This window comes from Corynebacterium sp. MSK035 (assembly GCF_030232615.1).
Classification (GTDB): domain Bacteria; phylum Actinomycetota; class Actinomycetes; order Mycobacteriales; family Mycobacteriaceae; genus Corynebacterium; species Corynebacterium jeikeium_D.
Genome location: NZ_JASPJP010000007.1, coordinates 25418 through 40585, shown reverse-complemented (window position 1 = coordinate 40585; position 15168 = coordinate 25418). Strand labels below are relative to the sequence as shown.

10 protein-coding genes are annotated in these 15168 nt (G+C 60.6%); 1 reads left to right on the top strand and 9 read right to left on the bottom strand.

Annotation, left to right across the window (positions count from 1 at the left end; all coding sequences use genetic code 11):
• Positions 1 to 11 precede the first annotated feature (11 nt).
• From rplU to QP978_RS05865, 7 genes are all read right to left on the bottom strand, one after another.
• Complete coding sequence (gene rplU, locus QP978_RS05895; protein WP_005511541.1) at positions 12 to 320, bottom strand: 50S ribosomal protein L21; 309 nt, start codon at positions 318 to 320, stop codon at positions 12 to 14.
• A gap of 383 nt (positions 321 to 703) precedes the next feature.
• Entirely contained in the window at positions 704 to 4786 is a 4083-nt protein-coding gene (locus QP978_RS05890) for a translation initiation factor IF-2 N-terminal domain-containing protein (RefSeq protein WP_284856955.1), read from the bottom strand.
• 572 nt (positions 4787 to 5358) lie between these two features.
• Positions 5359 to 5769 carry a nucleoside-diphosphate kinase gene (ndk, locus tag QP978_RS05885; protein ID WP_038629458.1) on the bottom strand — a complete coding sequence of 137 codons (411 nt, stop codon included), beginning with the start codon at positions 5767 to 5769 and terminating at the stop codon, positions 5359 to 5361.
• 84 nt (positions 5770 to 5853) lie between these two features.
• On the bottom strand, positions 5854 to 6369 hold the full coding sequence (locus QP978_RS05880) for a DUF4233 domain-containing protein (protein ID WP_070595796.1): 516 nt from the start codon (positions 6367 to 6369) through the stop codon (positions 5854 to 5856).
• A complete protein-coding gene (gene folC, locus QP978_RS05875) occupies positions 6366 to 7871 on the bottom strand; it encodes a bifunctional tetrahydrofolate synthase/dihydrofolate synthase (RefSeq protein WP_246839550.1) in 1506 nt (501 codons plus the stop codon). The genes QP978_RS05880 and folC overlap by 4 nt, the downstream gene beginning before the upstream one ends.
• Before the next feature lie 209 nt (positions 7872 to 8080).
• The gene (locus QP978_RS05870) at positions 8081 to 10816 is read right to left on the bottom strand and encodes a valine--tRNA ligase (protein WP_256885383.1); all 2736 of its coding nucleotides are present in this window, start codon (positions 10814 to 10816) and stop codon (positions 8081 to 8083) included.
• Between the two features lie 216 nt (positions 10817 to 11032).
• The gene (locus QP978_RS05865; protein ID WP_038628100.1) at positions 11033 to 12016 is read right to left on the bottom strand and encodes a malate dehydrogenase; all 984 of its coding nucleotides are present in this window, start codon (positions 12014 to 12016) and stop codon (positions 11033 to 11035) included.
• A gap of 230 nt (positions 12017 to 12246) precedes the next feature.
• Between QP978_RS05865 and QP978_RS05860 the strand changes: the two genes are divergently transcribed.
• Positions 12247 to 13032: a TetR/AcrR family transcriptional regulator gene (locus QP978_RS05860; RefSeq protein ID WP_049190863.1), complete on the top strand. Its 786-nt coding sequence runs from the start codon at positions 12247 to 12249 to the stop codon at positions 13030 to 13032.
• 62 nt (positions 13033 to 13094) lie between these two features.
• Here the strand turns inward: QP978_RS05860 and clpX are convergent, their stop codons facing one another.
• Together clpX and QP978_RS05850 are read right to left on the bottom strand one after the other, a co-directional pair.
• Positions 13095 to 14357, bottom strand: coding sequence for an ATP-dependent Clp protease ATP-binding subunit ClpX (gene clpX / locus QP978_RS05855; RefSeq protein WP_049190865.1), 1263 nt, complete (start codon positions 14355 to 14357; stop codon positions 13095 to 13097).
• A gap of 172 nt (positions 14358 to 14529) precedes the next feature.
• A complete protein-coding gene (locus tag QP978_RS05850; RefSeq protein ID WP_369707172.1) occupies positions 14530 to 15153 on the bottom strand; it encodes an ATP-dependent Clp protease proteolytic subunit in 624 nt (207 codons plus the stop codon).
• Positions 15154 to 15168: the final 15 nt, after the last annotated feature.

Here is a 15168-nt window from a genome sequence, read left to right as displayed (position 1 = left end):
ATTTCGGCGGTTTACTTGGAGACGCCGGTAATCTTCAGAACAGTGAGCGGCTGACGGTGGCCGTAGCGGCGCTTGTAGCCAGTCTTGTTCTTGTAGTGCATGCCGCGGATCTTCGGGCCCTTAGCGGCCTCGACGATCTCTGCGTTAACGGTAACGTTGGCAAGCTTGTCGGCATCCGCAATGACATCTGCGCCATCGACGAGCAGAACCGGGGTGAGAGCCACGGACGAACCCGGCTCACCCTCGATCTTCTCGACCTTGACGAGGTCACCTTCGGCAACCTTGTACTGCTTGCCGCCGGTCTTGACGATCGCGTACATAGGAGGGCTACCCCTTTATCTGAGAAACTCGACTCAAGGAATCTTTGTAATTCCTTGACTGGACAATGGAATTGCGATTAGTTGCGTGTGCAGAACACTTCAGGGACATACCCGAAAGCCAAATCCGAGTAGATTTCCCCGCTCTGGCCGTTTCCTTACCACCAGCGCCTCAAGCACCAGTGGGCATGACCAGATACGCCTACTAATCAGCGACTGGTCAAGAGTAGCGAAAAATCCCCCTAAATTACAAACTGCCCGAGTAAGACCCTGTCCCCCATTGGTTTTCACGGTCTTCCCGGGCAGTTTCCGAAGCCACTTTCCACCCCCTGCTTTAGGGAACGGAAAACAGCCTTCTATCTGGTCTTACTCCAGGTTTCCAATACCTAGTTCTGGCCACTTCGGCGCACCGCACGACGCACGCGGCGACGACGATTGGCCGGTTTCGTCTCCGGCGCCGCAGCACCGCGATTAGCCTGCTTCTGCTCTGGCTTAGTAGCGCGGTTTGAAGCGCCCTGTCGCTGCTTCGGCGCAGTCGCTCCGGCATCGCTTTGCGACGAGACCCTGCGCACCGCCCGACGGCGATTACGGCGAGCTCCCGTGCCCTGGACCGCTACGACCTCAACCCGTGACTTGCCCGAGCGGCGTCCACCGCCACTGCGGTTGGCGCTGCGGTTGGTGCTGCGGTTGCTGTCATCGCGGTTGTCTTTCGCACGATCTCCACCCTTGCTGCCTTCAGCGTCCGCCTTTGGCTTAGTGGACTCGAAGTCCTCGCGACGCGGTGCGCGATCCGAGCGGGAGTTACCGCGCGTCGGACGACGACGGCGTGGAGAACGCTCGAACGCCTCCTTCGCCTCCTCATAGGTCTGGGACTCCTCGGCCACAGCCTTACCGGTCTTGTTAGCGTTGCCGCTCTTGCCATCCTTGGCTGGCTCCCTCACATCTGTGGTGGAAGCTGCCTGAGACTCAGCCTGAGGCGCAGTGGTTTCATCCACAGCAGTACGACGCACAGCGCGACGACGGCGACGTCGAGCGCTAGCGCTGCTGGAGCGTTCAGCCTCGCCACGGCCTCCACCGGAGCCACCGTTATCGGTGCGCTCGGCACGCTCAGCACGGGTCGGGCGCTCCGAACGCTTGCGACGATCACCATATTCTTCGTCGCGGTCATCAGCGTCGCGTGCAGCCGAATCAACGGCAACATGCTCCGCTACCCTGCGACGCGTAGCCCGACGGCGGCGGCGCTGCCCCTCCTGCGGCATGTAACGGTCATCCGACGGCTCCTCTGGGTCCTTCTCACGGGCTTCCGCAACAGCTGCGGCAGCCAGAGCAGCCAGGTCATCGGAGTTCTCCGATTGCTCAGTACGCTCGCGGCGCTCCTGACGGCCACGGCCGTTCTGTCGCTGCTCATCGTTTCGGCCCTGGCTCTTACGAACCCGGCGACGACGCGGCGGCTTCGGCTCATCGTTCTCAGAAGAGACAATGACAGCTTCGACAGCAGCTGCGACACGCTTGTCGGCTGCGTCCTTATCGCGCTGGTTGGTCTCCGCGTCGTCGTCACGCGTTGCCTTGGAAGAGCCTGCCTGGTCGCCCTGATCGCGGTGCATGGCCAGCGCGGCCGGGTGGTTGGCCGGATTGTGCTCCGAGCGCGACTTGTTGCGGCGCTTGGACTTGCCCTGCTCGTCGTTGCGACGGCCATTCTTGTGGCCACGGCCCTGATTGTCCTGCTCGACCGGATCGATGTGGATAATCAGACCGCGGCCATTGCAGCAGCTACACGGCGTGGAGAAGGTCTCCAGCAGGCCTGTGCCCAGACGCTTGCGCGTCATCTGGACGAGGCCGAGCGATGTGACCTCGGAGACCTCGTGACGCGAGCGGTCGCGGCCGAGAGCCTCCTTCAGACGGCGCAGCACCAAATCCTGGTTTTCCGGCAGCACCATGTCGATGAAGTCGACGACAATCATGCCGCCCAGATCCCGCAGACGCATCTGGCGGACGATTTCCTCAGCGGCCTCCAGGTTGTTGCGAGTGACCGTCTCTTCCAGGTTTCCGCCAGCGCCGGTGAACTTACCGGTGTTGACGTCGATGACCGTCATGGCCTCAGTGCGGTCGATGACCAGCGTGCCGCCCGAGGGCAGCCAGACCTTGCGGTCGAGTGCCTTGGCCAGCTGCTCATCGATGCGGAAGTGCTCGAAGACATCGGCGCCACCGTGCTCCTTGGCGAAGTAGCGCTGCAGTCGCGGCTCCAGCTCCGGCGCGAGGTCGCCGATGTAGTCCGTCACTGTGTTCCACGGGCGATCGCCCTCAACGACGAGACGCGAGAAGTCCTCGTTGAAGACGTCGCGGACGACCTTGACCAGCATGTCCGGCTCTTCGTACAGCGCGATTGGCTTTGCTCCACGCTTCGCCTTCGCTGCCTCGGAGGCTTCCCAGATCTCCTGCCACTGCGACTCCAGGCGCTTAATGTCGGCCTCGATGGCCTCCTTGGACACACCCTCGGCGGCGGTACGGATAATCGTGCCCGAGCCCTCCGGCGTAACCTCGCTCAGAATCGACTTCAGGCGCTTGCGCTCCGGCTCCGGCAGCTTGCGGGAAATACCCGCGCTACGGCCGCCCGGCACGTACACCAGGAATCGACCAGCCATCGAAATGTGGGTGGTCAGACGCGCACCCTTGTGACCAATCGGGTCCTTGGACACCTGGACCAGAATCTGGTCGCCGGCCTTCAGCGCATGTTCAATCTTGCGCGAACGCGACTTCGTGCCCAGCAGCTTCCAGTTCAGGTCACCTACGTAAATGACACCGTTGCGGTCGGTTCCGATATCGATGAACGCCGCTTCCATGCTGGGCAGGACGTTCTGCACGCGACCGAGGTAGATATTGCCGATCTGCGTGGTCTGCGTGTCAGAGGTAACGAAGTGCTCGACCAGCAGGTCGTCTTCCAACACACCCACCTCAGTGACAATGCCCGCGTGGTCATGGCGCTTGCGCTCACGCACCACCATCGTGCGCTCCACCGACTCACGGCGAGCCAGGAATTCCGCCTCCGAGATTACGTGGCGCTTGCGCGATTCCTCACGACGCTCGATACGGCGACGTCGCTGCGCCTCCAGGCGAGTCGATCCCTTAATCGCCTGCGGTTCCTCGAACTCTTCGCGGGTTTCCTCTTCCTCGCGCTCTGTGTTTTCGGTGGTCTTCTCCGCCTGTTGCGCGTCATCATTACGACGCCCACGTCCACGACGGCGACGACGCGGGCGCGGTTGACGCTCCGTTTCGCTTGACGACGAGCCGTCCTGCCCCTCCCCCGCGTTGTCATCGGTGCCCTGGTTGGAGGCACCGCTGTCAGCTGAAGCTACATCCTCGGTGGCCGAATCCTTGGCCGAGGGCGGAACAGCCTGCGGAGCCAGGAAGATAGGCGCAAACGCGGTCTGCTCTTCCGCAACCGGCGGCTCCGGAACTACCGGCGGCTCGATGTCCTGCAGGGCTTCGCTCTGAGTTGCCTGCGTATCCTGCGGCTCTTGCGTTTTCTGAGCTTCCTCTGCCACTGGAGCGCTGGTCGTGCGGACCGCACGGCGAACTCGGCGGCCACGACGTGTGGTCACTGCAGCACTCTTTGCAGCAGGTGCTTCGGCGGAAGCTTCCTCAGCGGAGGTTTTCTCAGCGGTCTCGGCTACGGTGTCGGCAGCCTTCTTATCGGCAGCCTTCTTCGGCGACGACTGAACGACAGCCTCAACAGCTTCCTCGACGACCGAGTTCGAGTCCTTCTGCTCGTCCTTCGCAGCGGTTTCTTCCGGAGCGCCAGCGGTCTTCTTCACAGCCCGCTTACGCGTTGCTCGCTTCTTAGTCGTGCTCTTCTTCTCTGCGCTCTGCTTCTCTTCAGCCTGCTTCTCTGCGCTCTGCTTTGCCGAGGATTTTCTAGCCGAGGCCTTCTTGGTGTCCTTCTTCTCGGTCACTTCCTCGGCAGGCGCTGCGTCCGACTCCGCTTCGCTCTTGGCTGCCTTCGGCGCAGCCTTCTTTGTGTCCTTCTTCGCAGCCGACTTCTTGCCGCTCTTCTTCGCAGCTGGCTTCTTCTCGGACTTAGCTGCGGTTTGCTCGTCCGACTTCTCATCCGCCGCGTTCGGCTTATCTGCCGACTGCTTTCCCTTCGCAGCCTTGGTATCAGCTGTTGGCTTTGCGGCGTCCTTCTTCAGAGCTGACTCTTCGCCGGTTGGCTTGGTCGCAGCGGATCCGTCGTTAAGCGACGCATCCTCTGGATGCTCGCCAATGAAATTCAGCACCGCGTCGAGCTGATTTTGATTAATGGTGGACGCGGCGGATTTCACGACAATCCCCGCGTGTCCCAGAGCTTCGATGGTTTCCTTCGAGGTCAACCCCAAGCTCTTGGCCAGGTGGTGGACTCGGGTTTTCAGAGCCGCTGACTCACGATCAAATTCGCGTGCCTTAGCGACAACATCCTGGCTGAAATTTGCCACTGTATTTGTTTCTCCTTGACACCCCACCACGCAAAACCCGACAACAGGAAGCACACTCTTTGTCATTCCATGTGCGCCTACATCCGTTGTGGCCTTGGAAACCAGGCGGAGCAACGATGTTGCGACAGCCACTTCATTTGCGCCATATGCGCAGATAGAGGACCGAAAACGATGAACAATTATGAAAGTCTTATTGGCAGGCCTTCCGGCTGACTCGGGGATTCAGCGATCACATGCGGAATATTTCATCCACCGGAGCGAACTCCCGGGCACAACTGCTGCTGTCCATTGTCGCACATATCGAGCAGGTGGCGCGCACCGACATTGGCGGCGGCGGGCCAATCCGAGTTACTGACTGCGTTTATGACAAAAATGGCCTGAACCTACCGCCGGAAAGTGTCATAAACTCCTACAGTTTCACATTTGCAGCCCGTGCCCGCATTCACGCGTGCAGCCCGCTGAAGGGCCGCCCCACGGTCGTCGACAAGCAAAAAGCGCCGAACCGGCAAACAATTGCTTGCTCAGTTCGGCGCCAGTTCAACGCTCACGGGTCAATGCTGAACCGTCAACGTTTAGAGGTTCGGGAACCAAATACCAATCTCGCGCTCAGCGGACTCCGGAGAATCGGAACCGTGAACAACGTTGTTAGCAACCTCAAGTGCGAAGTCACCGCGGATGGAGCCCGGGGTTGCGGCCTCAACCGGGTTGGTGCCGCCAGCGAGCTGACGCCAAGCAGCGATCGCGTTCGGGCCCTCGATAACACCAGCGACCAGCGGTGCAGAGGTGATGAAATCAACCAGCTCACCAAAGAACGGCTTATCGACGTGCTCTGCGTAGTGCTCCTTCGCAGTTGCCTCGTCAGCAACACGGAGGTCAAGCGCGACCAGCTTCAGGCCCTTGCGCTCGATGCGGGAGATAACTTCGCCGACCAGACCGCGGGAAACGCCGTCTGGCTTGATCAGAATAAGAGTACGTTCAGTCATGGTGAGCATCATACTATGACAAACCCCGCTGCACCGGAGTGGTGGTACAGCGGGGTGAAAGTCGCGACTACGAGCGCGGGAGACTTACGAGTGCTGGGTGGTCAACAGACCGCGCTCCATACGCTGGAGGAGGTTCTTCCGCAGGTGCAGAATGTAGGCCCAAACTAGTGCGAAGAAGATACCCACCACGCCCATGGACACATGCGTGAAGATAGCCAGTACACCAAAGACCTGCAGCACAATGTTCGCCTTCAGTGCCCAGGGCTGCTTCTGCAGGAAAGCCATCGCAATCAGAGCCAGGCCCAGGATGGTGATGTACGTAACCGAAAAGGTCTGGTTAATCTGGCCGTCGGGAATGCGCGTGACCACAGTCAGACCAAGCAGCACCGAAATAGCCTGCATAATCAGCGTGCCGGACATAACACCACGCAGACCCTTCAGCGGGTCCTTAGCCGGATCGTGTCCCGCACCGAGCGGGCCATACTTGCCGCCCTCACTCAGGTCACGCCCCTCGCGGTAGGCGCGCAGAGCCTCGCGGTCGGCAGCGGTGTAGTCCTCCGCGCTATTGCCCTGTGGCTGGCTCGCCTGAGATTCGCTCATTGCGGGTCCTTTCCAAATAGTGTCCGGGCTTCGCCCGCAGTGACAACAGATCCAGTGACGATCACACCGGAACCAGAGACAATACCGTCTCCGGTGTCGGTTTCCTCAGCCAGCGCGACAGCTAGCTCAACGGCGGACGGCAGAGTTGGCACGCGATGCACGCGCTCCTCGCCGAAAATCTCCTCCGCGAGGTCAGCCAGGTCGTCGTAGTGCAGCGCACGCGGCGAGGTGTTCTGGGTAATAACCACTTCTTCGAAGTAGGGCTCCAGCTCCACCAGCAGCCCACGAGCATCCTTCTCCCCCAGCACCGACAGCACACCGATGACACGGCGGAAGTCGAACTCAGCGGAGAGGGCCGTGCGTAGCGCACGGGCACCGTGCGGATTGTGGGCGGCATCGATGAACACCGTCGGGGTCGAGCGCACGCGCTCCAGGCGGCCGGGCGATGCGACCGTCGCAAAGCCTTCGCGAACCGCATCAATGTTGAGCGGACGCCCCGGACCTGCGCCGAAGAACGCCTCCACCGCAGCCAGTGCTGTGGCTGCGTTACGCGCCTGATGCGGACCGTGCAGCGGCAGATGGATGTCGTCATACTCGCCGGCCAGGCCCTTGAGCGTCAGGTTCTGCCCGCCGACCGCCAGCTGATGACTGACGACGCCGTACTCAACTCCAGCGCGGGCGACGGAGGCGTCCATTTCCACGGCACGGCGCAAAACGACGTCCATGGCTTCCGGTTCCTGCTCGCCGACAATGGCGACATTGTCCGGTGGCGTGAGCAAGTCGTCCTTATTCCACCGCGACTTGATGATGCCGGCCTTCTCAGAAGCGATTTCAGCCAGGGTATCTCCGAGGTACTCCGTGTGATCGAGACCGATTGGGCAGATGACTGCCACGTCGGCCTCCACCACGTTGGTCGCATCCCATGTGCCACCCATGCCGACTTCCACCACGGCGACATCAACAGGAGCGTCGGCGAAGGCAGCGTAGGCCATGGCCGTGAGAACCTCGAACTTGCTCATCTGTGGGCCGCCCTTTTCGGCGGACTTGGCGTCAACCATTTCCACGTAGGGCTGAATCTCGCGCCAGATGCGCACGTAATCGCGTGGATGAATGGGCTGGCCATCGATGGCGATGCGCTCGGTAACCAGCTGCAGATGCGGACTGGTGGTGCGGCCGGTGCGACGACCGAGAGCGCGCACCAGCGATTCAATCATGCGCACAGTGGAAGTCTTGCCATTCGTGCCGGCAACGTGAATGACCGGAGTGGCACGCTCGGGATGGCCAAGGATGTCCATCAACAGCTCGATCCGCTCGAGCGATGGGTCAATCTTGGTCTCCGGCCAGCGCTGATCCAGCTCGGCTTCCACCTCTGCGAGTTCGCGCAGCTCCTCTGCGGTGGCCTCCAGCGGAGCTGGCTCGTTGACTGGGCGGTCCACGTCAACGGGCAGGCTCAGACCCTCCTCGGACACGGAGACCTCACCGAGACGCATGTCATCGGGCATGCGGCCATCAGCCATCACACCGGCGATTTCACGAGGTTCGAGGTCCTCGACGATCTGAGAGTCAGCCGGATCGAATTCGAACTCAGGCGCTGCGGTGGACTCTTCTCGCATCGCAGACTCTTCCTGCGTCACCGAATCGTCCTCGCCGCCAAGATTCAAACGAATCTCGCCTGCGGCCTCATCACGTGGTTCAGCATCCCGTGGATCGGTCATGCCTGCGGAAGTCCCTCCAAACGAGCCTTAATACGGTCAATCTCCTCCAGTGCGAACTGGTGGCGAGTCTTAATCTTCTCCACGACCTGCTCCGGAGCCTTGGACAGGAAGGCCTCGTTGCCGAGCTTCTTCTCGGTGCCGGCCAGTTCCTTCTCCGCCTTGGCCAAGTCCTTTTCCAGGCGCTTGCGTTCAGCGGCCACGTCGACGGTGCCGGAGGTATCCAGCTCGATCAGGACAGTGGCCTGAGACAGGCGCACCTCAATGGAAGCGGTAGCGGTGAATCCATCCTCCGGCGCCTCAGCACGAGCCAGCGAACGAATCATCTCTTCCTGAGCAGTCAGATCAGCATCCGCCAGGTTCATGCGTGCCGGCACGCGCTGCGACGGCTTCACACCCTGATCATTGCGGAAACGACGCAGCTCGGTAACCAACTTCTGGGCATCGGCAATACGACGTGCGGCAACCTCGTCGACAGCAGCGCTGTCGGTGGTCATGGTTGCATCCGGCCAGGCGGAAATAACCAGAGAGTCCTCGAAGCCCTCCGCGCCGTCGGTAAGCGCCTTCCACAGCGTCTCCGTGACGAAAGGCATGGACGGGTGCAGCAGACGCAGCAGCGTATCCAGCACGCGGCCTAGAACCAGACGAGTAGAGGCGGCGCGGGCGGCCTGCTCCTCGGTCATGGTCTCGCCGTCATTCAGGCGTGGGAAGTCAACCTTGGTCATCTCCAGGTACCAGTCACAGACCTCGTCCCATGCGAAGTGGTAGAGGGCCTCGTTGGCCTTGGAGAACTCGTACTTATCCAGCGCAGAGTCGACTTCGGCGCGGACCTGTTCCAGGCGGTCCAAGATCCAGCGGTCGGTGTCGGTGAGCTGGTCACGGTCCGGCAGCTCGCCCACGTGGGCACCGTTCATCAGCGCAAAGCGGGTGGCGTTGAACAGCTTGGTAGCGAAGTTACGGGAGCTCTGTGCGGCGTCGTTACCGACCGGCAGGTCAGAGCCCGGGTTAGCGCCACGAGCCAGCGTGAAGCGAAGTGCGTCCGCACCGTAGTCACGCACCCAGTCCAGCGGGTCAATGCCGTTACCGAGAGACTTCGACATCTTGCGACCCTGCTCATCGCGGACCAGACCGTGCAGGAAGACATCCTTGAACGGCACCTGCGGACGACCGTCGCGGCCCTTACCCAGCGGTGAATCAGGCAGGGTGGCAGCAAAGGTCGAGAACATCATCATGCGCGCGACCCAGAAGAACAGAATGTCGTAGCCGGTGACCAGCACGGATGTCGGGTAGAACTTCTCCAGCTCTGGGGTGGCGTCCGGCCAACCCATCGTGGAAAACGGCCACAGCGCAGAGGAGAACCAGGTATCCAGCACGTCCGGATCCTGCGTCCAGCCCTCGCCCGTCGGGACCTCATCATCCGGGCCGACACAGACGACCTCGCCATTCGGGCCGTACCAGATCGGGATGCGGTGGCCCCACCACAGCTGGCGGGAGATACACCAGTCGTGCATGTCATCGACCCAGTCGAACCAGCGCGGCTCCTGCGAAGCCGGGTGAATAACCGTGTCGCCCTCGCGAACAGCATCGCCAGACATCTTGGCCAGCTCATCGACCTTAACGAACCACTGCAAGCTCAGCAGCGGCTCAATCGGCTCACCCGAGCGCTCCGAGTGACCAACCGAGTGAACGTACGGGCGAATCTCCTTGACAATGCGTCCCTGCTCACGCAGCGCCTCCGTCAGCGCAGTACGGGCTTCTGCACGATCCATGCCGTCGAAACGCGTGCCGGTGTTGAAGATACGGCCAGTGGTGTCCATGACCTCCGGCATATCCAGGTCGTGGCGCTGGCCCATGGCGAAGTCATTCGGATCGTGCGCCGGCGTGATCTTCACCGCGCCGGTACCGAACTCGCGGTCCACGTAGTCATCGGCGATGACCTGAATCTTCAGGTCCTCGCGGAACGGGTGGTCCAGAACCTTGCCCACCAGGTGCGTGTAGCGCTCATCCTCCGGGTGCACGGCAATTGCCACGTCACCCAGCATCGTCTCCACACGAGTCGTCGCCACAACAATGGAGTCCTCCCCATCGCCGTAGCGGAAAGACACGAGCTCGCCTTCAGCGTCCTCGTACTTGACCTCAATATCCGAGATTGCAGTCTGCAGCACTGGCGACCAGTTGACCATGCGCTTGGCGCGGTAAATCAGGCCGCGGTCAAACAGTTCCTTAAAAATCGTCTGAACCGCACGGGACAGGCCCTCGTCCAGAGTGAAGCGCTCACGGGACCAATCCAGGGAGTCACCAATCTGGCGCATCTGGTTGCCGATACGTCCGCCGTAATCGTGCTTCCACTCCCAGACCTTCTCCACGAACTCCTCGCGGCCATAATCGAAGCGGTCCTTGCCTTCGGACTCCTTCAGCATCGCCTCGACCTTGGTCTGCGTTGCGATACCCGCGTGGTCCATACCCGGCAGCCACAGCACCTCGTAGCCCTGCATGCGCTTACGGCGCACCAGCGCATCCATCAAAGTGTGGTCCAATGCGTGGCCCATGTGCAGCTGACCCGTCACATTCGGCGGGGGCAGCACAATAGAGTAAGCCGGCTTGGAGCTAGACGGATCAGCCTCGAAATAGCCAGCGTCTACCCAGCCCTGGTACAGGTCCGACTCCACGTCAGCCGGGTTCCACGACTTGGGCAACTTATCTGCTCTGTTTAGGTCCACGTTGTTCTCAGTCACGCGTCACATCTTAGCGCCTTGCCCGGATTTGTTTTTCCAGGGGCTTTACGACGACCCTTGCGCCCCAACCCATATCTGCTATCGGCGACTTACGCACCGCCGAATTCAAGCTTTACTCACGCCCCGAGCCAATCTGCGATTACCGCAGTAAATGAAAAGGTGCCCTCTTGTGAAACCATCACAAGAGGGCACCTTTAAACAGGCGTTAAGCGACCCTTAGACCAGCAGGTCCTTAACTGCGTCGCGCTCTTCGCGCAGTGCCTTGACGTTGCGCTCGATGCCAGCGCGCTGCACCTCGGAGAGATCCAGGCCCTCAACGCGAACCCACTCGCCGTCCTTGGCGTAGCACGGAACACCAGCAACCAGGCCCTCGTCGATGCCGTAGGAGCCATCGGACGGAAGTGCGACAGAGACCCACTCGCCCTCTGGGGTACCCGTCACCCAGTCACGCATGTGGTCAACTGCGGCAGCTGCAGCGGAAGCTGCGGAGGAAGAACCGCGGACCTCGATGATTTCTGCGCCACGCTTGGCGACACGCGGGATGAAGTCCTGCTCGACCCATGCAGCGTCAACCTTGTCGGAGACCTTCTCGCCTGCAATGGTGGCGTAGGTGATGTCCGGGAACTGGTCTGCGGAGTGGTTACCCCAGACGATCATGTTCTTGATCTCAGTGGTCGGAACACCAATCTTTTGCGACAGCTGGGACAGGGAACGGTTGTGGTCCAGGCGCATCATGGCAGTGAAGCGCTCTGCCGGGATGTCCTTAGCGTGGGAAGCGGCAATCATGGTGTTGGTGTTGGCCGGGTTGCCGACAACCAGAACCTTGATGTCGTCTGCTGCATGATCGTTCAGTGCGGCACCCTGCGGACCGAAGATCTTGCCGTTGGCACCCAGCAGTGCGGAGCGCTCCTCGCCCTTGCCGCGCGGCTTTGCACCGACCAGGAATGCGGCGTTGGCACCGTCGAATGCCTTTGCCGGATCATCGGTGATGTTGATGCCAGTCAGAAGCGGGAAGGCGGAGTCAAACAGCTCCATGGCGACGCCTTCGGTGGCGTGCAGCGCCGGAGTGATCTCCAGCAGGTTCAACTCAACCGGGGTCTCAGGGCCGAAAACCGAACCGCTGGCAATGCGGAAGAGCAGGGAGTAAGCGATCTGTCCGGCGGCGCCGGTAACTGCAACCTTTACGGGAGTCTTGTTCACTTCAGGCCTTTCTCGAGAGAGAATCAATTCGCTGCCCACTCTAATGCGACTACAGAATTGGCGCAGACGGGGGCGATGCGCTCAGGCCATTTCTGAAAAACGGATAGCATTAGGCATGACTTACGGTCGTGTACTCATTTCACTAGAAAGAAGTCCGCGACTGACCAATTTCACCCCCGTTAGATAGCCAAAACCCCTTAGTCTCTCTCTAGTCCAAGCAAAGGATTTTCATGAAGTCTCCAGGCTCCTCTGATGCAATCCCCCATGCAGTCTTGGTGGCAGCACTTCAAGAATTCACCGCAAAGGGGTATGCAGATGCCCGTTTGGATGCCATTGCTGCCGCCTCTGGTGTCTCCAAGCGCATGCTTCACTACCACTGTGGTGACAAGTTGGGACTCTACAGGGCGACGTGGGCACATGTGCTGGAGACCGTAAGGCCTGACGACGACGACCTGCGCCCGCACTCCAATGTGCCGGTGGAAGCCCTGCAGCATGTGGTCGGTGTTATCTATGACTACTTCTCGGCGAACCCGCTCGCCGTGCGGTTCATCATCCAGGAAAACCTACATCCGGTCCTGCCGCTAGAAGGCGTGACTGGGCTTGGTGGTCAGAGCCCAATTGTTTTGGAGTTTGACCGCATCTTGTTGCTCGGCCGCGATTACGGTGCATTCCGCACTGACATTTCCGCACTTGATCTTTATATTCTCGTGCTCTCACTGGCCACCTTCCCCACCCTGCACCAACGGACTTTTGAAAACCTCTACGGCATTGAAATGCAGTCGACGGTGCTGTCGGACAAGCTGCGTGAGTTCGCACAGGACACCGTGACCAGCCTGTTGACATCCTCGCCTCGCAACGAACCGGGAAGCTCGTACACTTCCTTGCTGGCCTCCCATGGCGCGAACTCGTCCGCGCTTGGCGCAGAGGTCTATGGCGATCAGCCCAACCCAGAGACTCAGGACTTGGCTGCTGATGATGCCCCGGATTACCGCGACATCTACGGCATGGACGACTAGGGCTCCACACAGACATCAAAACCCGGTTAGAGCAGGCGCTCTAACCGGGTTTTCAGCTACCTTTACGCAGTCTTCTTGTCCGCGCTGCGTTCAACGAGTTCTGGCGCTGCACCGTCCGTGATGCATTCCTTGTGGACAATGACCTCCGCAACGTCGTCACGCTCTGGTACGTCGAACATCACGGGAACCAAGATTTCTTCCATGATGCCGCGCAGACCACGGGCGCCGGTATTGCGGCTAATCGCCTTGGCAGCAATGGCGCGCAGTGCCTCGTCGTCGATGGTGAGGCGCACACCATCCATGTCGAACAGGTGCTGGTATTGGCGGACCAGGGAGTTCTTGGGCTCGGTGAGTACGCGAACCAGCGCGTCCTCATCGAGGTTGGTGACCGATGCGATAACGGGCAGGCGGCCAATGAACTCGGGAATCAGGCCGAATCGAACGAGGTCCTCCGGCAGCACGTCGCGGAATGGATCCTTCATGTCCTCGTCGTTAGCCGAGGTGACATCTGCTCCGAAGCCCAGGCCCTTCTTGCCGACTCGCTCCTGAACGACCTTTTCCAGACCGGCAAACGCACCGGCGACGATGAACAGGACGTTGGAAGTGTCGAACTGAATGAACTCCTGGTTCGGCAGCTTGCGCCCACCCTGCGGGGGCACGGCGGCTACGGTTCCCTCGAGAATCTTCAGCAGCGCCTGCTGCACACCTTCACCGGAGACATCGCGAGTGATGGAAGTGTTCTCGGACTTGCGCGAAATCTTGTCAATCTCATCGACGTAAATGATGCCGCGCTGTGCCTTCTCGACGTCGAAATCAGTCGCCTGCAGCAGCTTCAGCAGGATGTTCTCCACGTCCTCACCGACATAGCCGGCCTCGGTCAGGCTGGTGGCGTCAGCAATCGCGAACGGCACATCCAGCTTGCGAGCCAGTGTCTGCGCGAGGTACGTCTTGCCGCAGCCAGTCGGCCCCAGCAAGAGGATGTTCGACTTCTGCAGCTCGACGTCGTTGTCCGACTTGGTCTCCGCAGCACGAAGGCGCTTGTAGTGGTTGTAGACCGCTACCGCTAGGGTGCGCTTAGCCATGTCCTGGCCGATGACGTACTCATCGAGGAAGTCTCGAATTTCCATCGGCCGCGGCAGGCGGTCGTCGTTGCCAGTTGCCTCGCCGCCGGTGTTGAGCTCCTCTTCGATGATCTCGTTGCAGAGCTCGATGCACTCATTACAGATGTACACACCAGGTCCGGCAATCAGCTTCTTGACCTGCTTCTGACTCTTTCCACAGAAAGAGCACTTCAGCAAATCCGCACTTTCTTGCATACGCGCCATGAGGCTCCCGCCGCCGCCTTTCCGCTTCGTTGCCAATAATTGCTTCAGACCAGCCTACCGTGAGTGTGCGCAATTACCGGCTTCCACGCCAGGGCGAGGCGAATTTCACGCAATCTCGCTCGGCGCTTTACGACGGCCAGTGCGCAGCACGCCAGAGAGACCATGTCCCCTTTTAAGCGTTGTGCTTGCGGTACTCGAAGACCTGGTCGATGATGCCGTACTCGACGGCCTCTTCAGCGGTCAGGATCTTGTCACGGTCGGTGTCCTTGCGGATCTGCTCTGCAGTGCGACCGGAGTGGCGAGCCAGAGTCTCCTCCATCAGCTTGCGCATGCGCTCGATCTCGTTCGCCTGAATCTCCAGGTCGGAAACCTGGCCCTGGATACCCTGGGTGGCCGGCTGGTGAATGAGCACGCGCGCATTCGGCAGAGCTGCACGCTTACCCGGTGCACCCGCAGCGAGCAGGACGGCTGCCGCGGAAGCAGCCTGGCCCAGGCACACCGTCTGCACGTCGGGACGCACGTACTGCATCGTGTCGTAGATGGCCATCAGCGACGTGAAGGAGCCACCTGGGGAGTTGATGTACATCGTGATGTCACGATCCGGGTCCAGCCCCTCGAGCACCAGCAGCTGCGCCATGATGTCGTTAGCGGCAGTATCGTCGACCTGGGAGCCGAGGAAGATAATGCGCTCTTCGAAGAGCTTGTTGTATGGGTTGGATTCCTTAGCACCAAAGCTGGAGTGCTCCACGAAAGAAGGAAGCACGTAGCGCGACTGCGGCATCTGCATATTGTTCATCTCCATGTTGATTAA